The 21,974-nt window shown below is 72.5% G+C and carries 21 protein-coding genes and 1 pseudogene; 12 read left to right on the forward strand and 10 right to left on the reverse strand.

All coding sequences use genetic code 11. The annotated features are described in order from the left end of the window. Nucleotides 1-76: 76 nt before the first annotated feature. Nucleotides 77-298, forward strand: coding sequence for a hypothetical protein (locus tag ACY34K_RS01935; RefSeq protein WP_462742457.1), 222 nt, complete (start codon nt 77-79; stop codon nt 296-298). A gap of 94 nt (nt 299-392) precedes the next feature. Further along, nucleotides 393-1,901, forward strand: coding sequence for a hypothetical protein (locus ACY34K_RS01940; protein ID WP_462742459.1), 1,509 nt, complete (start codon nt 393-395; stop codon nt 1,899-1,901). 48 nt (nt 1,902-1,949) lie between these two features. Here ACY34K_RS01940 and ACY34K_RS01945 read toward each other — a convergent pair whose 3' ends face one another. Further along, nucleotides 1,950-2,306, reverse strand: coding sequence for an iron-sulfur cluster assembly accessory protein (locus ACY34K_RS01945; protein WP_019885637.1), 357 nt, complete (start codon nt 2,304-2,306; stop codon nt 1,950-1,952). 293 nt (nt 2,307-2,599) lie between these two features. Between ACY34K_RS01945 and nadA the strand changes: the two genes are divergently transcribed. Continuing rightward, on the forward strand, nt 2,600-3,778 hold the full coding sequence (nadA, locus tag ACY34K_RS01950; protein WP_462742463.1) for a quinolinate synthase NadA: 1,179 nt from the start codon (nt 2,600-2,602) through the stop codon (nt 3,776-3,778). A 267-nt stretch (nt 3,779-4,045) separates the two neighbouring features. On the opposite strand, the gene ACY34K_RS01955 is transcribed toward nadA, so the two are convergent. From ACY34K_RS01955 to ACY34K_RS01975, 5 genes are all read right to left on the reverse strand, one after another. Then, nucleotides 4,046-7,177 carry an efflux RND transporter permease subunit gene (locus ACY34K_RS01955; RefSeq protein WP_462742466.1) on the reverse strand — a complete coding sequence of 1,044 codons (3,132 nt, stop codon included), beginning with the start codon at nt 7,175-7,177 and terminating at the stop codon, nt 4,046-4,048. Nucleotides 7,178-7,306: 129 nt separating this feature from the next. Further along, the gene (locus tag ACY34K_RS01960) at nt 7,307-7,993 is read right to left on the reverse strand and encodes a response regulator (protein ID WP_462742469.1); all 687 of its coding nucleotides are present in this window, start codon (nt 7,991-7,993) and stop codon (nt 7,307-7,309) included. Continuing rightward, nucleotides 7,990-9,231: a sensor histidine kinase gene (locus tag ACY34K_RS01965; protein WP_462742473.1), complete on the reverse strand. Its 1,242-nt coding sequence runs from the start codon at nt 9,229-9,231 to the stop codon at nt 7,990-7,992. The genes ACY34K_RS01960 and ACY34K_RS01965 overlap by 4 nt, the downstream gene beginning before the upstream one ends. Nucleotides 9,232-9,283: 52 nt before the next feature. Further along, nucleotides 9,284-9,562 carry a PspA-associated protein PspAA gene (gene pspAA, locus ACY34K_RS01970; protein WP_462742476.1) on the reverse strand — a complete coding sequence of 93 codons (279 nt, stop codon included), beginning with the start codon at nt 9,560-9,562 and terminating at the stop codon, nt 9,284-9,286. A gap of 13 nt (nt 9,563-9,575) precedes the next feature. Then, nucleotides 9,576-10,364, reverse strand: a complete 789-nt coding sequence (locus ACY34K_RS01975; protein ID WP_462742479.1) for a PspA/IM30 family protein — start codon at nt 10,362-10,364, stop codon at nt 9,576-9,578. A 242-nt stretch (nt 10,365-10,606) separates the two neighbouring features. Between ACY34K_RS01975 and ACY34K_RS01980 the strand changes: the two genes are divergently transcribed. The 4 genes from ACY34K_RS01980 (at nt 10,607) to ACY34K_RS01995 (ending at nt 15,036) form a co-directional block, all read left to right on the forward strand. Then, the gene (locus tag ACY34K_RS01980; RefSeq protein ID WP_462742482.1) at nt 10,607-11,206 is read left to right on the forward strand and encodes a DUF3043 domain-containing protein; all 600 of its coding nucleotides are present in this window, start codon (nt 10,607-10,609) and stop codon (nt 11,204-11,206) included. A 62-nt stretch (nt 11,207-11,268) separates the two neighbouring features. Next, complete coding sequence (locus ACY34K_RS01985) at nt 11,269-12,003, forward strand: class I SAM-dependent methyltransferase (RefSeq protein ID WP_462742763.1); 735 nt, start codon at nt 11,269-11,271, stop codon at nt 12,001-12,003. Between the two features lie 150 nt (nt 12,004-12,153). Continuing rightward, a complete protein-coding gene (locus ACY34K_RS01990; RefSeq protein WP_462742766.1) occupies nt 12,154-13,923 on the forward strand; it encodes an ABC transporter ATP-binding protein in 1,770 nt (589 codons plus the stop codon). Nucleotides 13,924-13,974: 51 nt separating this feature from the next. Next, complete coding sequence (locus ACY34K_RS01995; RefSeq protein WP_462742485.1) at nt 13,975-15,036, forward strand: S1C family serine protease; 1,062 nt, start codon at nt 13,975-13,977, stop codon at nt 15,034-15,036. A 45-nt stretch (nt 15,037-15,081) separates the two neighbouring features. On the opposite strand, the gene ACY34K_RS02000 is transcribed toward ACY34K_RS01995, so the two are convergent. After that, nucleotides 15,082-15,291 carry a hypothetical protein gene (locus tag ACY34K_RS02000; protein ID WP_462742488.1) on the reverse strand — a complete coding sequence of 70 codons (210 nt, stop codon included), beginning with the start codon at nt 15,289-15,291 and terminating at the stop codon, nt 15,082-15,084. Between the two features lie 80 nt (nt 15,292-15,371). Here ACY34K_RS02000 and ACY34K_RS02005 point away from each other — a divergent pair, with 80 nt between their 5' ends. The 4 genes and pseudogenes from ACY34K_RS02005 to ACY34K_RS02020 all read left to right on the forward strand — a co-directional run bounded on the left by ACY34K_RS02005 (nt 15,372) and on the right by ACY34K_RS02020 (nt 18,982). Then, nucleotides 15,372-16,571, forward strand: a complete 1,200-nt coding sequence (locus ACY34K_RS02005) for a bifunctional adenosylcobinamide kinase/adenosylcobinamide-phosphate guanylyltransferase (protein ID WP_462742491.1) — start codon at nt 15,372-15,374, stop codon at nt 16,569-16,571. 80 nt (nt 16,572-16,651) lie between these two features. Beyond that, entirely contained in the window at nt 16,652-17,728 is a 1,077-nt protein-coding gene (gene cobT, locus ACY34K_RS02010) for a nicotinate-nucleotide--dimethylbenzimidazole phosphoribosyltransferase (protein ID WP_462742494.1), read from the forward strand. 202 nt (nt 17,729-17,930) lie between these two features. Next, nucleotides 17,931-18,278: pseudogene (locus tag ACY34K_RS02015) on the forward strand (phosphatidylglycerol lysyltransferase domain-containing protein); the annotation flags it as partial. Beyond that, complete coding sequence (locus tag ACY34K_RS02020) at nt 18,275-18,982, forward strand: hypothetical protein (RefSeq protein WP_462742496.1); 708 nt, start codon at nt 18,275-18,277, stop codon at nt 18,980-18,982. The pseudogene ACY34K_RS02015 and the gene ACY34K_RS02020, both read left to right, overlap by 4 nt. On the opposite strand, the gene ACY34K_RS02025 is transcribed toward ACY34K_RS02020, so the two are convergent. Next, the gene (locus ACY34K_RS02025; RefSeq protein ID WP_462742499.1) at nt 18,904-19,686 is read right to left on the reverse strand and encodes a hypothetical protein; all 783 of its coding nucleotides are present in this window, start codon (nt 19,684-19,686) and stop codon (nt 18,904-18,906) included. The genes ACY34K_RS02020 and ACY34K_RS02025 overlap by 79 nt on opposite strands. Nucleotides 19,687-19,745: 59 nt before the next feature. Here ACY34K_RS02025 and cobS point away from each other — a divergent pair, with 59 nt between their 5' ends. Further along, a complete protein-coding gene (gene cobS, locus ACY34K_RS02030; protein ID WP_462742501.1) occupies nt 19,746-20,546 on the forward strand; it encodes an adenosylcobinamide-GDP ribazoletransferase in 801 nt (266 codons plus the stop codon). Between the two features lie 10 nt (nt 20,547-20,556). Here cobS and ACY34K_RS02035 read toward each other — a convergent pair whose 3' ends face one another. Next, nucleotides 20,557-21,360: an endo alpha-1,4 polygalactosaminidase gene (locus ACY34K_RS02035; protein ID WP_462742503.1), complete on the reverse strand. Its 804-nt coding sequence runs from the start codon at nt 21,358-21,360 to the stop codon at nt 20,557-20,559. Next, complete coding sequence (locus ACY34K_RS02040; protein WP_462742506.1) at nt 21,360-21,968, reverse strand: spherulation-specific family 4 protein; 609 nt, start codon at nt 21,966-21,968, stop codon at nt 21,360-21,362. Before ACY34K_RS02040 ends, ACY34K_RS02035 begins: the two co-directional genes overlap by 1 nt. Nucleotides 21,969-21,974 lie beyond the last annotated feature (6 nt).

Genomic DNA, 21,974 nt, shown 5'->3' on the forward strand with positions numbered 1-21,974 from the left:
GCCGCGCGGCCGACGTGCGAAAACTACCCGATAGTAGGTCTTTTTCCGTCGACTCTCCGGTGCGTACGGTGCGGTCATGGCGAACTACAGCGCTCTGCGTGAGCGGCGAGAGTCCGAGTTCACTCTGTCGGAGATCAGTCTGGCCGAGCTGCGCGGCGACAGCGCGCGGATGGCGCCCCACTGGGTGGTGCCGGCGCTGGACGCGCCCGCACCCGTCTCCCCGTCGCTGATCCACGGCGTGGTCGTCTCTCCCGCCTCCGCCCGGCTGATCGACGCCACGGCGGAGTACGGCGGCTGACGTGCCGGGCGTCTCCCGGGGAACCGGCCGCTCCTCCGCTCCGTCCCAGTGGTGTCTCCCGTAAAGGGGATACGACAGACGAAGGAGCGTTGCGGTGAGCAGCAGTACGGAGCCCAGGGAGCCCGAGGAGCCCACGGGGCCCTCGGCGCCCACAGAGGAGCGTCCCCGCCGTCGGCATTCGCCGCTCGTCGTCGCCTCGGTGGCGGCGGCGGTGCTGCTCGCGGGCGGCGGCGGCGCCTATTTCGCCACGTCGGCGTCCGGCGGTGACGGCGACGCACGCCCGGGCGCGGCGGACCGTGAGAAGCCTCCGCCGCTGGTTCTCGACGGACACACCACGCGCTCCGCCCCCGGCATCGCGCCCGGCGAGCCGAACCCCGCAGGGGTGGTGTACGTGGCGAAGGGCCCGCTGCCGGACGGTCCCGGTACGGCGCCCGTGTACCGGGCTCAGGGCACGGTCACCGCGGACGAGGTGACGCGCCTGGCCAGGGCGCTCGGGGTCGCGGGGAGCCCGCGGACGGCCGGCTCGGCCTGGAAGATCGGGCCGGAGAAGGACGGCTCCGGGGCGACGCTGCAGGTGAACAAGGCCGCCCCGGGTACCTGGACGTACGGTCTCGCTCCGGCCGGCGACAACTGCCGGAAGGTCGACGTGTGCCCGTCCGCCCCCGACGGTCCGGGCGTGCCGGTGAGCGAGGACGCCGCCAGGAAGGCCGCCGCTCCCCTGCTGAAGGCACTGGGCCAGCAGAACGCCCGGCTGGACGCCCAGCAGGTGATGGGTGCGGTACGGGTGGTGAACGCCGACCCGGTCGTCGGCGGGCTGCCGACGTACGGCTGGTCGACCGGTGTCCAGATCGGCCCGGACGGCCGGGTCGTCGGCGGCAGCGGCCGGCTGAAGGCGCCCGTCCAGAGCCACGAGTATCCGGTGATCGGCGCGAACGAGGCGCTGAAGCTGCTGAACGCGTCGTCCGGCGGCGGCCCGGTCGGGATCGGCGGCTGTGCGCCCCCCGGGCCGCTGAAGAACGACGCCAAGCCCCCGCAGCCGGGGACGCCCGAGGTGCCCGGGGCGCCCGCACCGGGCGACACTCCCGACCCGCGGCCCGCGATGCCGTGTGAGCCGGAGGGCAGCCCCGCGCCCAAGGAGAAGGTGACGATCGGCTCGGCGGTCTTCGGCCTGGCGGCGCACTTCACGGAGGGGCGCGAGGCTCTCGTGCCGTCGTGGCTGTTCCAGGTGGTGCCGAAGGGTGATGCCCCGTCGTTCACGGTCACCTACCCGGCGGTCTCGCCGCGGCACCTGGCGCCCGCACCGTCGCCGGCCACCCCGGAGCCCGGGGACGCCACCGGTGCGGCCCGGCGGGTCGAGTCGTACCGCATGGACGGCAAGATCCTCACCGCGCGCTTCTGGGGCGGGGTCTGCAGCAAGTTCTCCGTGTCCGCCCAGGAGACCGCCACCGAGGTCAGGGTGACGGTGACCGAGACGCCGGTGGACCCGGACAAGGTCTGCGTCGCGATGGCCAAGGAGTTCACCGGGACCGTGACGCTGGACAAGGCGCTGGACGGGCGGAAGGTCGTGGACGCGGCGAGCGGGGAGAAGGTGCCCCGGAAGTAGCACGAAGGCGGCGCCCCCGCTCGGGGGCGCCGCCTTCGACCGCACGTCCTAGCTGAACGAGTCGCCGCAGGCGCAGGAGCCCGTGGCGTTCGGGTTGTCGATCGTGAAGCCCTGCTTCTCGATCGTGTCGACGAAGTCGATGGACGCGCCACCGAGGTACGGAGCGCTCATACGGTCGGTGACGACCTTGACGCCACCGAAGTCCTTGACGACATCGCCGTCGAGCGAACGCTCGTCGAAGAAGAGCTGGTAACGCAGGCCGGAGCAGCCACCGGGCTGTACGGCGACGCGCAGCGCCAGGTCGTCGCGGCCTTCCTGGTCGAGCAGGGCCTTGACCTTGGCCGCGGCGGCGTCCGACAGAAGGATGCCGTCGCTGACAGTGGTCTTCTCGTCCGATACGGACATCTGCTTCTCTCCCGGGTTGTACGGAGACTGCTTGCCGACGGTTGGAACCGGCGGGGCCGCGGATTCATTCCGGGCCGAGGCGTTTCTTTCCCTTTCATGCTCGCACACCGGGCTCGAAGCAAGCACCGACCTGTGGAGAGGGGATGTGTCACATCGACACTATGGCCATCGTCAAAGTGACGTGAAGCGGTTATGATAGATAGCGTCATTTAGACGAAAAGCCTCCGGTGCAAGCACCGGCTCCACTGGAGCGGCCCTGCCGCACTGAACTTGGAAAAGAAAGGGTGCGTGACGTGACCACCGCCCAGCCCCTGGACGTCCAGCCGTCGCCCCTCGCCCTGCTGCTGCTCGGCCGTGAGGCCGACCCCAAGAGCGAGCGGGGAGTCGAGTGCCCCGGCGACCTGCCCTCCCCGTCCGACCCGGACCTGGTGGAGCGCGCCCGTGCGGCCAAGGAGAAGCTCGGGGACAAGGTCTTCGTGCTCGGCCACCACTACCAGCGCGACGAGGTCATCCAGTTCGCGGACGTCACCGGCGACTCCTTCAAGCTGGCGCGTGACGCGGCCGCACGACCCGAGGCCGAGTACATCGTCTTCTGCGGTGTGCACTTCATGGCCGAGTCCGCGGACATCCTGACCGGCGACGACCAGAAGGTCGTGCTGCCGGACCTGGCCGCGGGCTGCTCCATGGCCGACATGGCCACCGCCGAGCAGGTCGCGGAGTGCTGGGACGTCCTCTCCGAGGCGGGCATCGCGGACGTCACCGTCCCGGTCTCGTACATGAACTCCTCCGCCGACATCAAGGCCTTCACGGGCAAGCACGGTGGCACGATCTGCACCTCCTCCAATGCCAAGCGCGCCCTTGACTGGGCCTTCGAGCAGGGCGAGAAGGTGCTGTTCCTGCCGGACCAGCACCTGGGCCGCAACACCGCCGTCCGCGACATGGGCATGTCCCTGGACGACTGCGTCGTCTACAACCCGCACAAGCCGGGCGGCGGTCTCACCGCCGAGGAACTGCGCGGCGCGAAGATGATCCTGTGGCGCGGCCACTGCTCGGTGCACGGCCGCTTCTCGCTCGACTCGGTCAACGACGTGCGCGAGCGCATCCCCGGCGTGAACGTCCTGGTCCACCCGGAGTGCAAGCACGAGGTCGTCGCCGCCGCGGACTACGTGGGCTCGACCGAGTACATCATCAAGACCCTGGAGGCGGCCCCGGCCGGCTCGAAGTGGGCGATCGGCACGGAGCTCAACCTGGTCCGCCGCCTGGCGAACCGGTTCGCCGACGAGGGCAAGGAGATCGTCTTCCTCGACAAGACGGTCTGCTTCTGCTCCACGATGAACCGCATCGACCTGCCGCACCTGGTGTGGACGCTGGAGTCACTCGCCGAGGGGAACCTGGTCAACCGGATCCAGGTGGACCGGGAGACCGAGGACTTCGCGAAGCTGGCGCTGGAGCGCATGCTGGCGCTTCCGTAACCGGGGCCTCGCCCCGGACCCCTTGGGCCCGCGCTCCGGCGCGGGCCCTTTTGCCGGGGCTCCGCCCCGGACCCGGCGGGGCCTTTCCCCCACCCCGCCCCTTCCCGCAACCGGGGCCCCGCCCGGGACCCCTGTTCGGCTGGGGCCACGCCCCCCACCCACCGGAGATGGCCGCACCCGCACCAGAACGGAGCGGGCCCACACACAGGCACCCGGCGCCGGAGGGCCGGTGCCGGGTGCAGGTGGGTGTGCGGGTGGGGGCGGGGGTCAGGCGGTGGCGGGTGCCGGGGAGTCCTCCGGCTCCGCCTCCGTCGCCGCCGGTCCCGCCGACGGCGGCTTCCTCTTCGCCGCCTTCTTCTTCGCGCGCCGCTCCTTGCGGAGCTCTATCATCGCGTACAGCGTCGGCACCAGCAGCAGCGTCAGCAGTGTCGAGGTGACCAGACCGCCGATCACGACCACCGCGAGTGGCTGGGCGATGAAGCCGCCCTCGCCGGTGATGCCCAGGGCCATCGGCAGCAGGGCGAAGATCGTCGCCAGTGCGGTCATCAGGATGGGGCGGAGACGGTGGCGGCCGCCCTCGATGACCGATTCGATGACGCCCAGTCCTTGTGCCCGGTACTGGTTGATCAGGTCGATCAGCACGATCGCGTTGGTGACGACGATGCCGATGAGCATCAGCATGCCGATCATCGCCGGGACGCCCAGCGCGGTGCCGGTGGCGATCAGCAGACCGATCGCGCCGGTGGCCGCGAAGGGGATGGAGACCAGCAGGATCAGCGGCTGGACCAGGGACTTGAAGGTCGCGACGAGGAGCATGAAGACGATCGCGATCGCCGCGAGCATGGCGAGTCCGAGGTTGGCGAAGGCATCTTCCTGGTCTTCGGAGACGCCGCCGATGGTGGCGGTGGCACCGTCGGGCAAGTTCAGTGCGCTGATCTTGGACTGGAGGGCGGCGCTGACGGCGCCGGTGTTGTCACCGGTGGGCTTCGCCGTGATCGTGGCGGCGCGCGAGCCGTCGATCCGGGTCATCGAGACGGGGCCGGGGACCAGCTTGACGTCGGCGATGTCGGACAGCTTGACCGGGCCGAGCGGGAGCTTCTGGAGCTCGGCGAGGGTCTTGGCGGGCGCCGCGGAGGTGATGACGATGTCCCGCTCGGTGTCGTCGAGGATGGCGTTTCCGGCCGGGGTGCCGTGGACGGCCTGGGCGACGGCCATGCCGAGCGTGGCGTCGTTGAAGCCGGCCTCGGCGGCCTTGGCGTTGGCCTTGACCGAGATGCGCGGGACGGACTGGGACAGGTCGCTCTGGACGTCGGTGACGTCCTTGAGGCCGGCGACCTCGGCGCGCACCTGCTCGGAGGCCTTCTTGAGGATCGCCGCGTCGGCCGCCTTGACGACGACGCTGAGGTCCTGGTTGCCGAACCCGTCGCCCGCGGCGATCGTGGTGTCGCCGATGCCGTCGAGCTTGCCGAGTTCCTCGTCGATGCGGTCGCGGGTCTTCTCGTACGACGCCGCGTCGGCGAGGGTCACCTGGTAGGAGGCCTGGTTGGAGCCCGTACCGCCGCCGAAGGCCGCCATGAAGCCGGACGAGCCGACGGTGACCTGGTAGTCCTTGACCTCGGGGAGGGAGGACAGGACCTTCTCGATCTTCTTGGCCGAGGCGTCCGCCGCGTCCAGGGCGGTCCCCGGCGCCAGCTCCTGCTTGATGGACAGGACGTCCTGTTCGCCCTGGTCGAAGAAGTTCGTCTTCAGCAGCGGAGCCATGCCGAACGTGCCGACGAGGACGACGAGCGCGAGGGCGACGCTGGTGAGCCGCCGCCGGGTGGCGAAGCGCAGCACCGGAACGTAGATCCGCTGGAGGACGCTGCGGCTCTCCTTCTCCTCGGCCTCGCGGCGCGCCTCCTCCGGGTCCGTGGACGTGCCCTTGGGGGCGCGCAGGAACCAGTACGAGAGGACGGGGACGACGGTCAGGGAGACGAGCAGCGAGGCGAGCAGGGCCGCCGTGACCGTCAGCGAGAAGGAGCCGAACAGCTCGCCGACCATGCCGCCGACGAGGCCGATGGGCAGGAAGACGGCGACCGTGGTGAGCGTGGAGGAGGTGACGGCGCCCGCCACTTCGCGGACGGCGGTGAGGATCGCCGCCTGGCGCTCCTCGCCGTAGCCGAGGTGCCGCTTGATGTTCTCCAGGACGACGATCGAGTCGTCCACGACACGGCCGATCGCGATGGTCAGCGCGCCGAGCGTGAGCATGTTGAGGGACAGGTCCCGGGTCCACAGGACGATCAGCGCGAGGACGACGGAGAGCGGGATGGAGACCGCGGTGACGATCGTGGAGCGCAGGGAGGCCAGGAAGACCAGGATGACGATGACGGCGAAGAGCAGGCCGAGCGCGCCCTCCGTGGTCAGGCCGGAGATGGACTTGGAGACGGCCGGGCCCTGGTCGGAGACGACGGTGAGGTCGGCGCCGGCGCCGAGGTCCTCGCGCAGTCCGGGCAGCTTGTCGCGCACGGCGTCGGAGATGGCGACGGCGCTGCCGTCGTTGTCCATGGTCGCCATGACGGCCAGGCTGGGCTTGCCGTTGGTGCGGGTGATCGAGACCCGGCGGGATTCGGTCTGCTTGACGGTGGCGATGTCGCCGAGGCGGACCGGCTTGCCGTTCGGCGGGGCGACCCGCAGGTCCTCGATCTGCTTGAGGGAGGTGAAGCCGCCGCCGACCTGGACGGTCCGGCTCTTGCCGGCCTCGGAGAAGGAGCCGGCCGGGACGGTGGCCCCGCCGGCCTTCAGCGCCTCGGACAGGGTCATGGCGTTGAGCCCGGCGGCGGCGAGCTTCCGGTCGTCGGGGGTGACGGAGACCTGGAGGTCCTGGACGCCGTCGACGGAGACCTGACCGACGCCCTCGATGTCCTCGAGGGCGGGGACGACGGTGCGCTCCAGCTGGTCGGCGAGGGCCTGCTGGTCCTTGCCGGAGGTGACGGCCAGGACGACGGTGGGGATGTCGTCCGTCGAGCCGGCCACGACCTGCGGGTCGACCTCGTCGGGGAGCTGGACGCGGGCGCGGTTCACGGCCTGCTGGACGTCGGCGACGAGCTGCTTGGTGGACTCGTCCCCGTAGTCGAAGGTGGCCATGATCACGGCGTTGCCCTCGCTCGCCGTGGAGGTGACGCCCTTGATGCCGTCGACCGCCTTGATGCTGCTTTCCAGCGGTTCGACGACCTGCTTCTCGACCACATCGGGTGACGCGCCCTGGTAGGGGGCGAGTACCGACACCATCGGGAGTTCGATGGAGGGCAGCAGTTGCTGCTTCAGCTGCGGGATGGCGATCGCTCCGAAGACGATCGCCACGATCGACATCAGCCCTATCAGGGCCCGTTGCGCGAGGCTGAATCTGGACAGCCAGGTCATGGGGTCTCTCTTCTGTGGCGGATCGGCAGGTATTCATACGATCAGCCATGGAGGAGGGGGATCCCTCGCCCCCAGGTCCCGTTTGCTTATCCGCCGCATACACCGAACGGAGTACGCGGCTCTGCTCCGTCAGTCCACCTTGGGGCGTACCAGACCCGATTCGTACGCCGTGACGACCAGTTGGGCCCGGTCGCGGGCGCCGAGCTTGGCCATGGCCCGGTTCACATGGGTCTTGACGGTGAGGGGGCTGACTTCCAGGCGCTCGGCGATCTCGTCGTTGGAGAGCCCGCCGGCCACGAGGACGAGGACCTCGCGTTCGCGGGAGGTGAGGGCGGCCAGGCGGTCCGAGTGGGCGGAGGGCGCCCCGCCGTCGTCCGGACCCCCCGACTGGGCGAGGAAAGTGGCGATGAGGCCCTTGGTGGCGACGGGCGACAGGAGCGCCTCGCCCGCGGCCGCGATACGGATGGCGTTGAGGAGTTCGTCCGGTTCCGCGCCCTTGCCGAGGAAGCCGGAGGCCCCGGCGCGCAGCGACTGCACGACGTACTCGTCGACCTCGAAGGTGGTGAGCATGACGACGCGCACCTCCGCCAGGTCCGGGTCGGCGCTGATCATGCGGGTGGCGGCGAGCCCGTCGGTGCCGGGCATACGGATGTCCATGAGCACGACGTCGGCCTTGGCGGAGCGGGCCAGGGCGACGGCCTCGGCGCCGTCGGCGGCCTCCCCGACGACCTCCATGTCCGGCTCCGAGTCGACCAGCACCCGGAACGCGCTGCGCAGCAGCGCCTGGTCGTCCGCGAGCAGCACCCTGATGGTCATGTGGCCTCCCCTGTACCTGCCGTGACCGGCAGTATCGCCTGGACGCGGAATCCGCCTCCGTAGCGGGGTCCGGTGGTGAGGGCGCCGCCGAGGGCCGTGACGCGTTCTCGCATGCCGATGAGGCCGTGACCGCCGGTGCCGGGCTCGTCGGCGCCGGCGGGGGCGGGGGTGCCGTCGTCGAGGACGGTGACCTCGATGGTGCGGCCGACCCGTACGACGCTGACCTCGGCCCTGGCCTCGGGGCCGGCGTGCTTGCGCACATTGGTCAGGGCCTCCTGGATGATCCGGTAGGCCGCGAGGTCGACGGCCGCGGGCAGCTGGGTGTCGTGGTCGGTGCGGGCCAGCTCGACGGGAAGCCCCGCGCTGCGGAAGGTGCCGAGCAGTTCGTCGAGGACGGCGAGGCCGGGCGCCGGTTCGGTGGGGGCCTCGGGGTCGCCGGACTGGCGCAGCAGCCCGACGGTGGCGCGGAGCTCGTTCAGGGCGGAGCGGCTGGCCTCGCGGACATGGGCGAGGGCTTCCTTGGCCTGGTCGGGGCGCTTGTCCATGACGTGCGCGGCCACTCCGGCCTGGACGTTGACGAGGGCGATGTGGTGGGCGACGACGTCGTGGAGGTCGCGGGCGATGCGCAGGCGTTCCTCGGCGACCCGGCGGCGGGCCTCCTCCTCGCGGGTTCGTTCGGCGCGTTCGGCGCGTTCGCGGATGGCGTCGACGAAGGCGCGGCGGCTGCGGACGGCGTCGCCCGCGGCGGCCGCCATCCCGGTCCAGGCGAAGACGCCGAGGTTCTCCTGGCTGTACCAGGGGGCGGCGCCGAGCAGCATCGCGGTGCCGGTGAGGACGGTCATCGTCAGCAGCCCGACCCGCCAGGTGGTGGGGCGGTCGGTGCGGGAGGCGACGGTGTAGAGGGCGATCACGGCGCTCATCGCGACGGGCGCGGCCGGGTCGCCCTCGGCGTACTCGACGACCGAGACGGCACCCGTCAGCAGGAGTACGCCGAGGGGGGAGCGGCGGCGCCATACGAGCGCGGTGGCGCCGATGAGCATGAGCAGCACGCTGCGCACGTCCGGGGTGCGGTCCCCGAAGGTGGGGCCGGTGGGGCTGCCGTGCGGATCGGTGAACGACCCGGCGACCATGCACACGAGGACGGCGAGGGCGAGGGCGCCGTCGAAGGCGAGGGGGTGCTCGCGCAGCCAGCGCCGGCCGTCGGCGAGCCGGATTCCGAGAGACGTCACGTCACGCAACGGTACGCACTGTGCCCCGCCGGGGCGGGGCACAGGGTGTTGGAGTGGTCGGTCAGCCGGGGATGAGCCCGTCGTCGGAGAGCATCTCGCGGACCTCTTCGAGCGTGGCGTCGGGTGCCGGGAGGATCAGTTCGGAGGGTTCCAGGGATTCGTCCGGGAGCGGCTCGCCGAGCCGGCGCACCGCGTCCAGCAGCGCGTGGAGCGTGCGCCGGAAGCCCTCCCCGTCGCCCGACTCCATCTCGGCGAGCAGCTCGTTGTCGAGCTTGTCCAGTTCGGCGAAGTGGCTGTCCGCCAGCTCCACCTGGCCCTCCCCCATGATCCTCACGATCATGACGAGCCCGTCCTCACTGCTTGTCGAACTTCGGGTGGGACTGCTGCTGGGACTGGTCCTGCGGGGTGCCGCCCTCGATGGCCTGCTGCGGGGTGGTGCCCCCGGCGAGCTCGGCCTTCATGCGCTGGAGCTCCAGCTCCACGTCCGTACCGCCGGAGAGGCGGTCGAGCTCGGCCTGGATGTCGTCCTTGGCGAGGCCCGACTGGTCGTCGAGGGCTCCGGAGGCGAGCAGCTCGTCGATCGCGCCGGCCCGCGCCTGGAGCTGTGCGGTCTTGTCCTCGGCACGCTGGATGGCGACGCCGACGTCGCTCATCTCCTCGGAGATGCCGGAGAAGGACTCGGCGATCCGGGTCTGCGCCTGGGCGGCGGTGTAGGTGGCCTTGATCGTCTCCTTGCGGGTGCGGAACGCGTCGACCTTGGCCTGCAGCCGCTGGGCGGCGAGGGTGAGCTTCTCCTCCTCCCCCTGCAGGGTCTGGTGCTGCGTCTCCAGGTCGGAGACCTGCTGCTGGAGCGCGGCCCGGCGGGACAGCGCCTCGCGGGCCAGGTCCTCCCGGCCCAGCGCCAGCGCCTTGCGGCCCTGGTCCTCCAGCTTGGCGGACTGGCCCTGGAGCTGGTTCAGCTGCAGTTCGAGGCGCTTGCGCGAGGTCGCCACGTCGGCGACGCCGCGGCGGACCTTCTGGAGCAGCTCCAGCTGTTTCTGGTACGAGTAATCGAGGGTCTCGCGCGGATCCTCGGCCCGGTCAAGGGCCTTGTTTGCCTTCGCGCGGAAGATCATCCCCATACGCTTCATGACACCGCTCATGGGCTTCGCGCGCCCCCTTCTGACGGACTCGGCTCCAGCACTCCAACAGAACCCACAGTACGGGCCCTGCATCCATTACCGCACTGTTCGAGCGCGGATGCGCTCATCCCCAAGGACGACTGCCGACGGCCGTGATCCGGCGCAAGGAGTAGGTGGGTCCCGTATCCCAGGACGCAGGCTGTTGCCGGATCGTTCCCCACCGGGCTGGGGTCCATGCGCGGCACCCCGTACCCTTGGGCTTTGTGTTCCGTAGCCGTTCGAAGGACGAGAAGGCCGCCCCCACCGAGAAGGTGACGCCGGACCTCTCCAAGCAGCCCCGCGACCCCGAGGCCCCCAAGGGCCGCCCGACCCCGAAGCGGAGTGAGGCCCAGACGCAACGCCGTCGCGCGCAGTCCGCGCCGCTGGACCGCAAGGAGGCCATGCGCCGCCAGCGGGAGGCCCGCCGTGCGGACCTCGCCAAGCAGCGCGAGGCACTCGCCAGTGGTGACGAGCGCTATCTGCCGGCCCGTGACAAGGGTCCGGTGCGCCGCTTCGTGCGCGACTTCGTCGACTCCCGCTTCTGTGTCGCGGAGTTCTTCCTGCCGCTCGCGGTGGTGATCCTGGTCCTGTCCATGGTCCGCGTCGGGCAGCTGCAGAACATCGCCCTGCTGCTGTGGCTCGGCGTGATCGTCATGATCATCATCGACTCGATCGGGCTTTCGTTCCGGCTGAAGAAGCAGCTGAACGAGCGCTTCCCGAACGAGCCGAAGCGCGGCGCGGTGGCCTACGGCCTGATGCGAACGCTCCAGATGCGCCGACTGCGGCTGCCCAAGCCGCAGGTCAAGCGCGGAGAGCGGCCCTGAGCACGGAGGTCTCCGGTCTCGGAGGCACCACTTCGAACGACTGGCTGGACGGGCTCGGCGGACTGCGCACCACGGTGCGCCAGGAGCTCGTCGCCCGCCAGCTGGACGAGCAGATAGCCGCCCGCTACCCCGTGGGGCAGCGGCTGCGGATACTCGACGTGGGCATGGGCCAGGGCACTCAGGCCCTGCGCCTGGCCCGGGCCGGCCACACCATCACCGGCATGGAGTCCGACGGCGCGCTGCTCAAGGTGGCCCGCGAGGCGCTGGCCACCGAGCCGGCGGGCATCCGCGAGCGGGTCCGGCTGATCGAGGGGGACGGCCGGGACACCGGCGTCCACTTCCTGCCGGGCAGCTTCGACGTGGTGCTGTGCCACGGCGTCCTGATGTACGTGGAGGAGCCCGACGCCATGCTGGCGGGGCTCGCCCGGATGCTGGCGCCCGGCGGTCTGATCTCCCTGGTCGTACGGAACGCGGACGCGCTGGCCATGGGGCCGGGGCTGGCCGGGGACTGGTCGGGGGCGCTGGCGGCGTTCGAGTCCGACACCTGTGTCAGTCGGCTCGGGCACACCGTGCGTGCCGACCGGCTGGAATCGCTGACGGCGACGCTCGCCGGGATCGCTGCACCGCTGCAGGCCTGGTACGGGGTACGGGTCTTCACCGACACCGTGTCGCACGACGAGGGGCTGCCCGCCGCCGAGGAGCTGGAGCGGCTGCTGGCCGCGGAGGACCGGGCCGGGCGCACGGATCCGTACCGCAGGGTCGCGGCGCTGCTGCACCTGTGCGGAGTGCGCGGCTAGGGCGTGTGAGGAAAGTGGCGTCGTCCGCCCGGAGGGCGGCGGCCCCCGGCCGGACGGGACTTTCGACACACGCCCCAGAGGTGCGGGCGCCCCTGGGGGAGCCGGCACTCAGGTCCCGGCGGGTGCTTTCGCGTCCCAGCTGACGTGAGCATTTCGGATACCACTCCCCCACTGTCCGCCCGGGAGACCTGGCGGGCCCTCTACCGGCACTTCCGTCCGCACCGCTGGACCGTCGGGCTCGGTACGCTCCTCGCCCTGATCGGCGCGGCGACCGGCATCCTGCAGCCGCTCGCGGCCAAGGCGCTGGTGGAACGGCTCGGCCAGGACGAACCGATCACACAGATCCTGCTGCTCCTCACCGCCCTGGTGGTGTGCGGCACGGCGATCGAGTCGGTCGGCGCGTACCTGCTGGAGCGCACCGCGGAATCCGTGGTCCTCGCCGCCCGGCGCACCCTGATCGGGCGTCTGCTCCGGCTGCGGCTGCCGGAGGTGGAACGGACCCAGCCGGGCGACCTGATGTCGCGCATCACTTCCGACACGACCCTGCTGCGCGCCGTGACGACCGACTCGATCGTCTCGGCCGTGACGGGCGGTCTCGCCTTCGTCGCCACGCTCGTGATGATGGCGGTGATGGACGCCGTTCTGCTCGGGGTGACGCTGGGCGTCATCGTCCTCGTCGGCGGTGCCGTCGCCGTGGTGATGCCGAGGATCGCACGGGCGACGCGGCGTTCCCAGGAGGCGGTGGGCGAGATATCCACCCGGCTGGAGCGGGTGTTCGGGGCGTTCCGTACGGTCAAGGCGTCGGGCGCCGAGGAGCGCGAGGCGGCGGCGGTGGAGGCGGCCGCCCGCGAGGCGTGGCGGCACGGGCTGAAGTCGGCCAAGTGGCAGGCCCTCTCCGGGTCTTCGGTGGGGCTGGCCGTGCAGGTGTCGTTCCTGGCGGTGCTGGGCATCGGCGGGGCACGGGTCGCCTCGGGGGCGATGTCCGTGGCGGAGTTGGTGGCCTTCCTGCTCTACCTGTTCTACCTGACCGAGCCGATCTCCAAGCTGGTCGCGGCGGCGACGGAGTACCAGGTGGGCTCGGCGGCCGTGGCGCGGGTCGTCGAGGCGGAACGGCTGGAGACGGAGCGGCTGGAGGCGCCGGCGCGGGTCGCCGCCGGGTCCGGCCGCGCGGCGGCGGGGCCGGCGTCCGTGGTCTTCGAGGACGTCACCTTCCGGTACCGGGACGACCTGCCGTACGTGCACCACGGGGTCTCCTTCGAGGTGCCCGGCGCCGGGATGACGGCGTTCGTCGGCCCGTCGGGCGCCGGCAAGACGACCGTGTTCGGTCTGATCGAGCGGTTCTACGAGGCGACCGGCGGCCGGATCCTGATCGACGGCGAGGACGTGCGGGACTGGCCGGTGGCGGATCTGCGCGCGGCCATCGGCTATGTGGAGCAGGACGCCCCGGTGCTGTCCGGCACCCTGCGCGAGAACCTGGTCTTCGCCGCTCCGGAAGCCACCGACCAGGAGGTCCGCGAGGTGCTGGTCCGGGCGAAGCTCGACACGCTCGTGGACCGGCTGCCGGACGGACTGGAGACGGTGGTCGGCCACCGCGGTTCCAAGCTGTCGGGCGGGGAGCGGCAGCGGGTGGCGGTCGCGCGGGCGCTGCTGCGGCGGCCCCGGCTCCTGCTGCTCGACGAGGCGACCTCGCAACTCGACGCGGTCAACGAGCTGGCGCTGCGGGACGTGGTCGCGGAGGCGGCGCGCGAGGTGACGGTGCTGGTGGTGGCGCACCGGCTGTCGACGGTGACGCTCGCGGACCGGATCGTGGTGATGGAGGCCGGCCGGGTACGGGCGGTGGGCACCCATGCCGAGCTGGTGGCGGGCGACCCGCTGTACGGGGAGCTGGCGGCGACGCAGTTCCTGGCGTCGACCCCCTGATCGGGTGCGCTGCGCAAGCCGTACCGGCGGGACGAAAGGGACACTCCCGGTATGACCGCCCTTCGTGTGCCGCTGTCCATGACCGCCGGCCTCTGCGCGGCCGCCCTGGTGAGCGGCTGCTCGGGGGCCGCCTCCCCAGGGGCCCCGCCGCGACCCACGACGGCGCAGGCCGTCGCCGCGCCCCGGGCCGCGAACGAGCTGGAGGCGGCCTACCAGCGGGTGATCCGGGACGTGCTGCCGTCGGTGGTGCAGATCGACGCCGGCGACAGCCTCGGCTCGGGCATCGTCTTCGACGCCCGCGGCCATGTGGTCACCAACGCGCACGTGGTCGGCTCGGAGCGGACGTTCAACGTCACGGTCGCGACGGGCGAGCAGGAGCTGACGGCGCGGCTGGTCTCCAGCTACCCGGAGCAGGACCTCGCCGTCATCAGGCTGGACGGCCCGCCCCCGGGGTTGAAACCCGCGCGGTTCGGCGACTCGTCGGACGTCCAGGTCGGCCAGATCGTCCTGGCCATGGGCTCGCCGCTCGGCCTGTCGAGCAGTGTCACCCAGGGGATCGTGTCGGCGACCGGACGCACCGTCAGTGAGAGCCTCGTGGACGGGGGGACGGGCGCGACGATCGGCAACATGGTGCAGACCTCGGCAGCGATCAACCCGGGCAACAGCGGGGGCGCCCTGGTCGATCTGGACGGCGAGGTCATCGGCATTCCGACGCTGGCCGCGGCCGATCCGGGCCTGGGCGGCAGCGCGGCGCCCGGCATCGGTTTCGCGATCCCCGCCTCCCTGGTGAAGACGGTGGCCGGCCAGATCATCACCCAGGGCCGGGTGACGGACTCGGGCCGGGCGGCCCTCGGCATCACGGGCCGCACGGTCCTGGACGACAGCTACCGGCCCAGCGGTGTGGCGGTGGTGGAGACGGAGCCGGACGGGGCGGCGGCGCAGGCCGGCATCCGGCCGGGGGACATCATCACCAGGCTCGGCGACGAGGAGATCACGACCATCACCTCGCTGCTGGAGGCGCTGGCGGCGGCGAAGCCCGGCGACAAGGTCCCGGTGACGTACACCCGCGGCGGGAAGCCGACGACGGTGACGGTGACGCTGGGCGAGATGTAGGGCGGCGGCGGGCGGAGTGTGGGGGCGGCCGCCCCCACACGGGAGTCACTCGCCGTCGGCGTTCAGGGGCATCGGGCCGTAGATCTTCGTACCGTCCTCGAAGAGGGTGACCTGTGCGGCGCCGCCGGCCAGCAGGTCCTTCCAGGTCTCACCGATCCAGGACTCGGCGTCGCCCTGGGTCGTGAATTCCTCCGGCTGGACCGCCGGCGGGACCTCCGTGCCGTCCGCCTGCTCGAACCGCCACGTCCATGCCATGTGGGCCTCCAGATGATCGGTTTCCTGCCCGCAGCGTAGCCGGGCGCGCACCCCGCGGGGCGGCGCGGGAGGATCGTGGTGTGGAACTGACACTGCTCGGCACCGGCGCCCCCGGTGGACTGCCCCGCCCCGACTGCCCCTGCGCCCGGTGCGCCGCCGCCCGGGGAGGCCTCGTACGGGCCGCGACCGCGCTGCTCGTGGACGGCGCGCTGCTGCTGGATCTGACACCGGGTGCGGCGCTGGCGGCGGCCCGGTCGGGGCGGTCGCTGACCGGGGTGCGGCAGGTGCTGCTGACCCATCCGCACGACGGGCCGGCCGTCGAACTGCCGGCCGGGCTGCCGACGGCCGGGCGGGTGCCCGACGGCCGGGAGCTGACGCTGATCAGCGGCCACCGGGTGCGGGCGGTGCCCATGGACGCCCCGGGGACCGGCTACGAGGTGACGTCACCGGAGGGGGCGCGGCTCCTCTATCTGCCGCCCGGCGGCTCCCCCGCGGGGCTCGGCGAGCCGGTGCGCCCGTATGACACGGTCGTGTGCGACGTGGTGGGGCGGCCCGACGCGCTCGCCCGGCTGCGGGCGGCCGGAGGCGTCGGCCCGACCACCGATGTGATCGCCGTGCACCTGGACCACGACGTGCCGCCGGGCCGCGAGCTGGACCGGCGGCTCGCGACGGCGGGTGCGCGGGCCGTGCCGGACGGCACGACGCTGGTGGTGGGCGAGTACCACGACGTGCCCGACGTGCCGCGGCGGACGCTGGTGACGGGCGGGGCGCGGTCGGGAAAGTCGCTGGAGGCGGAACGGCGCCTGGAGTCCTTCCCGGAGGTGGTGTACGTCGCGACGGGCGGGGTCCGCGACGGCGACTCCGAGTGGGCGGCACGGATCAGCGCCCACCGCGAACGCCGGCCGGGGTCGTGGCGTACCGAGGAGACGTGCGAGTTGGTGCCGCTGCTGGCCGGGGAGGGTCCTCCGCTGCTGATCGACTGTCTGTCGCTGTGGCTGACCGACGCGATGGACCGGGTGAACGCCTGGGACGACGACACCTGGACGAAGGGCGGCGAGCGGGAGCTGCGCGAGCGGGTGGCGGAGCTGGTGGCGGCGGTGCGGGCGACGCCGCGCACGGTCGTCGCCGTGACGAACGAGGTGGGCGCGGGCATCGTGCCGGCGAACCCGGGCACCCGCCGCTACCGCGACGAACTGGGCCGTCTGAACGCCGCGTTCGCCGACGAGTGCGAGCAGGTGCTGCTGGTGGTGGCGGGACAGCCCCTGGTGCTGCGGGGCTGATTCCGGGGCCGTGGGCCGGGGGCCCGGGCGGAGTTCCCGCCCGGGGTCCGGGGCGCTCGCGGTGCGGGTACTGTGCCGGGATGAGCAGGATTGATCTCGACGACTTCTCCGATCTGATCGAGCGCCCCGACAGCGGTGTGCGGCGTGATGCCGAGGAACGCCGGGAGCGGCTGGCCGTGCCGGCCGGGGCGCTCGGGCGCCTCGACGAGCTGGGCGAGTGGCTGGCCGCCGCCCAGGGGACCGTCCCCGTCAGGCCCGTCGAACGGCCGCGGGTGGTGCTGTTCGCCGGTGACCACGGGGTGGCGGGGCTGGACGTGTCCGGCCGGCCGGCGGGTGGTGCGCACGCGCTGGTGCGGGACGTGCTGGACGGGGCGAGCCCGGTCGCGGTGCTCGCCCGCCGGATGGACGTGCCGGTCCGGGTCGTCGACGCGGGGCTGGACTGCGAGCCGGAGCTGCTGCCCGAGGACGTCGTGCGCCACCGGGTGCGGCGCGGCAGCGGGCGGATCGACATCGAGGACGCCCTGACCGCCGAGGAGGCCGAGCGGGCCGTGCGCCTCGGCATGGCGATCGCGGACGAGGAGGCCGACTCCGGGACGGACCTGGTGGTGCTCGGCGACCTGAGCGTCGGCGGCACGACGCCCGCCTCCACGCTGATCGCGGCGCTGTGCGGTACGGACGCCTCGGTGGTGACGGGCCGGGGCGGCGCGGGGATCGACGACCTGGCGTGGATGCGCAAGTGCGCGGCGATCCGGGACGCGCTGCGCCGTGCCCGGCCGGTGCTGGGCGACCAGTTGGAGCTGCTGGCGGCGGTGGGCGGGGCGGACCTGGCGGCGATGACCGGGTTCCTGCTGCAGAGCGCGGTGCGGCGGATGCCGGTGATCCTGGACGGTGTGGTGTCGGCGGCGTGTGCGCTGGTGGCGCAGCGGGCCGCGTTCCGGGCGCCGGACTGGTGGCTGGCGGGTCAGGTGAGCGGGGAGCCGGCGCAGTCGAAGGCGCTGGACCGGATGGCGCTCAACCCGCTGCTCGACCACGGCGTCACTGTGGGGGAAGGAACCGGGGCACTGCTGGCCCTCCCCCTCGTCCGGGCCGCGGCGGCGTTCGCGGCCGAGCTTCCCGTTCGGGGCGAGGACGAGCCGGTGGAGGGCGACGAGGGCTGACACCGCGGTGCGGTCGTGCCGAGCGGCGGCGACCGCACCGTGAGCCCGCCATGACATGTGATGCCCCATATGATCATGTTTCATGGGAGAGGTCCGCTTGTCCGTGTCCCCCTACGCGTCCGCCCGGTCGCGGCGCGCAGCGGCGTTCGCCGTCCGGCACCTCCGCGCCGCCCCCTTCCCCGTCCTCCGGTTCCCCGCCTCCCTGGTCATCGCCTTGCCCCGGCACGCGGAGGAGATCTGGATCACTCGGCCCCCACTGAACTTCCCGGTGGCCAGGTCGGTCTTCGAACGTGGCTCGAGGCTCGGGACGGGACCCGTACTGCGGCCGTGGCGTTCACCGCTCGGCCTCGTCTCCCGCCGGTGGCGGATCGAGTCGCCGTACCGCGCCAACGCCAAGTACCGACCGATCCGGGAGCCGCGATTCATGCCCTTCGAGAAGAGTGCCGACCTGGTGCGCAGCGGAGTCGCCGCGGGCCGCGCGGAGGGCGTCCCGGCGGCGCCGGAGCTGCCCGGGCGGCTGCGCCGGGGACGGCTGGAGGGCCGGCGGTGAGACGCTTCGCACGGCGCGAGTGGGGGCCGCTCTACGAGACCGTGAGAACCGCGCTCGTCACCCGCAGGTGGCGGGCCGTGGCGATGACGCTGGGCGCGGTCTGCCTGACGTCGCTCTTCCAGATCGTGCAGAACCAGTCCTGGGGCTATCAGCCCGTGCAGAACATCGGTTCGGTGCGGGCGGAGGAACCGCTGTGGCTGGCGCTGGTGCGGACACCGCTGTCGCTGTTCGTCCCCGCCCTGGACCTGCCGGTGTGGGGCGCGCTGGCGCAGGTACTGCTGGTCTTCGGGATCGCCGAGATCTGCCTGGGGCGGCTGCGCACGCTGCTGATCGCGTACGTCTCGACGCTGGCCGGGACGATGTACGCGCGGATCGGGATCGCCCTCGGACCGGACCATCCGCTGGGGCTGCCTGCCACGGACGCGCAGGTGGTGGACACCGGCCCGTCGGCGGCGGTGGTGGGGCTCGCGGTGTTCGTCTGCTGGCGTTACGGGGCCTGGCTGACCGGCTCGCTGGTGATCGTGGCGATGGTCGTCGAGATCCTCGTGAAGAACAATCTGGCGGGCAAGGAGCATCTGGCGGCGATCGCCGCGGTTCTGGTGATCTGCGCCTGCGGGGCCTGGCGTCAGCGGTGGTCGGGGCGGTCCGGCCCGCCGGAGCGGCCCTCGGGCGACCGGTCCGGCGCCCCGCCGATCAGGTCCTGAAAGCGGCGGCGGAGCCGGTCCCAGCGGCGGTCGTGGTGGAAGGCCCGCAGCCCCGCCTTGGCGCGCGCCTTCGGCCGGTTGCGGTAGACGCGGCGGGCCCACAGGGAGCCGGGGCGGGCCAGCCGCAGGGCGCCGAAGAGGGCGACGAACGGCACGAAGAGCCCGAGGATCGCCATCCGGAACTTGCCCTTGAACAGGGCGACGAGGACGCAGAGGAAGTTCAGCGCCAGGGTGAGCAGGAAGCCGCCGCGGTTCTGCCGTTCCTCGGGGCTGACCTCGTTGACGCCGAGCGGGGAGAAGCCGCCGAGGACGAGCAGGAGCAGGGCGGTGGTCAGGACGACGACCTCGACGCTCTTGCGGCCCTGTTCGGTCCAGTAGACGTCGTCGAGGTGCAGGATGAGCGCGAACTCGTCGAGGACGAGCCCGGCGCCCACGCCGAAGACCACGGCGCAGACGACGGCGGCGGCGCCGTAGCGGCCGACGCCGACCGCGCCGAACCCGCCGACCAGGGTGAGGACGACACCGGGAACGACGTGGTGGATGTGCACGCCGCCGGGGGTGACGTTGCGGAAGGGCCCCTTCCCGGCCCGGATGAGGCGGGTGACCGTCCTGGTGAGCAGAAAGGTCAGGACGAAGGAGGCCAGGCAGAGCAGCAGTGGCAGCTTCCCCGGCTCGACGATGTTGCGGTAAAACCAGTGACCCATGCCACCCGCTCCCGTATTGCGCGATATGCGCAATTTACCGTCCGGAGTGAGCGACTACTGTGCGCGCGGTGACCACTTCAGCCGGCCGCGTCGGCCTCCACGGCGTACGTTTCGCCTTCGGCACCCTGACCGTGCTGCCCGCGCGCCTCACCCGCTGGGACCGCGACGCGGCCCGCGCCGGAATGCTCTGGGCGCCGCTGGCGGGCCTGGTGGTGGGCCTCGCCGCCGGGGCGGCGGGCGTGCTGGTCCTGCTCGCCGGCGGGGGCCCGCTCCTCGCGGCGGTGGCGTCGGCGGCCGTACCCGCGGTGCTGACGCGGGGCCTTCACCTGGACGGGCTCGCGGACACCGCGGACGGGCTGGGCAGCGGGAAGCCCGCCGAGGACGCGCTGCGCATCATGAAGCAGTCGGACATCGGCCCGTTCGGGGTCATCACCCTGCTCTTCGTCCTGCTGGCCCAGGTGGCCGCGCTGCACGAGCTGTACGGGGAGGGCTGGGCGTACGGCGCGGCCGGCGCCGTCGTCGCCGCCGCGGTCGCCCGGTTCTCGCTCACCCTCGCCTCGCGCACCTCCGTCCCGGCGGCCCGCCCCGAGGGTCTGGGCGCGGTCGTCGCGGGCACCGTCCCGGCGGCCCCGGCCGTCGCGGTCGGCGCCCTGGTGCTGGCCGGGTGCGCGGCGCTGGGCGCGCTCTTCGGCGTGTCCGGGGCGGGGCGGCACGTCCTGGCCGCTCTGGCGGCTCTGGGCGTGTCGCAGTTGCTGCTCGCCCGCTGTGTGCGCCGCTTCGGCGGCGTGACCGGCGACGTGTTCGGCGCGGTGGAGGAGACGGCCGTGACGGTCACCCTGGTGGCGCTGACGTTCGGGTGACCCCCTCCGCTCAGCAGGCCTCGCGCCAGGCCCCCAGTTCGTACCGCTTCAGGATCGAACTGAGCCGCAGCCGCTTCGCCTCGGGGCAGAATTCCGCCGTCGCGAGCTCGTACTCGGCGTGGAACACCGCTTTGCCGGCGCGGATGAACGCGGCGAGTGCCCCGCACTCGTCGTACTCGGCGCACTGCTCGTTGACCGCGAAGTCGAAGTCGGCCACGAGTTCGGGGATCTGGGCGAGATCGTTCTTCAGCCCGACCGCCAGGCCGCGCTCATGGGCGAGGCGGGCGACCAGACGGTTGTAGCGGAGCTGGTCGGCCGCCGTGAGGGGGAAGCCGCTGTCGTTCTGGTAGGCGTCCATGTTGTCGGGCTCGACGGCGTCGAACCCCTTCTCCCGGCACATCTCGACGCGCTCGGCCATCAGGGGTTCGAGGATCTCCGTCCGGCGGATGTCGAGCCACCGCTCGCCTTTCCAGCCGTTGCCCTTGCCGAGGACGGCCCGGGGGAACTTCCCGGCGTCCGGCCGCCAGTCCTCCCAGGCGCCGGTGGAGAGGTAGCAGATCACCCTGCGGCCCCGCCGGTGCAGGTCGGCCACCGTGGAGGCGGGATGGTCGAAGCCGTCGATGTCGTACACCGGGACGTCGACCGTGGGGTCGAGACGGCCGCTGAGCTGCCACTGCCACTGCTCGCCGGGCTTCGGCTGCCAGCGGCCGGGCGGGGCGGGGGCCCGGCCGTCGCGGTCACCGCCGGGCTCCGCGGTGCAGCCGGCCAGCAGCAGCGCCAGCGCGGCGAGCAGCAGGGGCAGGACGCGCCGCATCAGGGGCGTTCCAGGACGTGCGGCAGGGTGCCCCAGGGGTGGGCGCCGCCGCCGGGGACCGCGCAGCACACCCGGGTGGTGACCCGCGCGCTCGCCGGGGCCGCGTACACGAGGTGGCAGTAGTGGTCGGCGACCGGCAGGTCCAGGTCGCGGTAGGTGTCCCAGGGGCCTTCGAAGGTGACGAGCAGTTCGGCCAGTTCGGCGTAGGCGGGGTGCGGGTGGGCGCCGTGGTTGAGGACCACGGTGGCCGCGCCCGCGGCGCGGGCGGACACGGACAGGCGCCGGTAGTGGGCGAGCAGTTCCGGCTCGGTGGGGACCTGGTCGAAGAAGGCGCCGTCGGCGCCGTACCAGTCGCGGTGGCGGATCAGCTCGCCGACGACCTCTGCGTGCGGACGGCGCCCGTAGTCGGTGTCGGTGTAGCCGAGGACGCGGGTCCCGGCCGCGCGCAGCCGCGCGGCGACCGCCGCGAACTCGGGGTCGGGCGCCCGGCCGGCGCCGCTTGCGGGGTTGAGCACGACCCCGTACAGCCGCGGCGCGGAGGCGACGATCGCCGCCCATTCGTCGGGGCGGTCGGCGGGGTGCTCGTAGTACGGCACCAGGAGATCCACGGAACT

It is taken from the genome of Streptomyces sp. STAM6, assembly GCF_054963715.1.

Excerpts from the sequence above, each read along its gene's own strand:
- ACY34K_RS02035 (WP_462742503.1), bottom strand. The coding sequence starts at position 21,360 with ATGCGGCGCGTCCTGCCCCTGCTGCTCGCCGCGCTGGCGCTGCTGCTG.
- ACY34K_RS01945 (WP_019885637.1), bottom strand. The coding sequence starts at position 2,306 with ATGTCCGTATCGGACGAGAAGACCACTGTCAGCGACGGCATCCTTCTG.
- ACY34K_RS02025 (WP_462742499.1), bottom strand. The coding sequence starts at position 19,686 with ATGGGTCACTGGTTTTACCGCAACATCGTCGAGCCGGGGAAGCTGCCA.
- ACY34K_RS01975 (WP_462742479.1), bottom strand. The coding sequence starts at position 10,364 with ATGAGCGGTGTCATGAAGCGTATGGGGATGATCTTCCGCGCGAAGGCA.
- pspAA (WP_462742476.1), bottom strand. The coding sequence starts at position 9,562 with ATGATCGTGAGGATCATGGGGGAGGGCCAGGTGGAGCTGGCGGACAGC.
- cobT (WP_462742494.1), top strand. The coding sequence starts at position 16,652 with ATGAGCAGGATTGATCTCGACGACTTCTCCGATCTGATCGAGCGCCCC.
- ACY34K_RS01995 (WP_462742485.1), top strand. The coding sequence starts at position 13,975 with ATGACCGCCCTTCGTGTGCCGCTGTCCATGACCGCCGGCCTCTGCGCG.
- ACY34K_RS01960 (WP_462742469.1), bottom strand. The coding sequence starts at position 7,993 with ATGACCATCAGGGTGCTGCTCGCGGACGACCAGGCGCTGCTGCGCAGC.
- ACY34K_RS01955 (WP_462742466.1), bottom strand. The coding sequence starts at position 7,177 with ATGACCTGGCTGTCCAGATTCAGCCTCGCGCAACGGGCCCTGATAGGG.
- ACY34K_RS01935 (WP_462742457.1), top strand. The coding sequence starts at position 77 with ATGGCGAACTACAGCGCTCTGCGTGAGCGGCGAGAGTCCGAGTTCACT.
- ACY34K_RS02000 (WP_462742488.1), bottom strand. The coding sequence starts at position 15,291 with ATGGCATGGACGTGGCGGTTCGAGCAGGCGGACGGCACGGAGGTCCCG.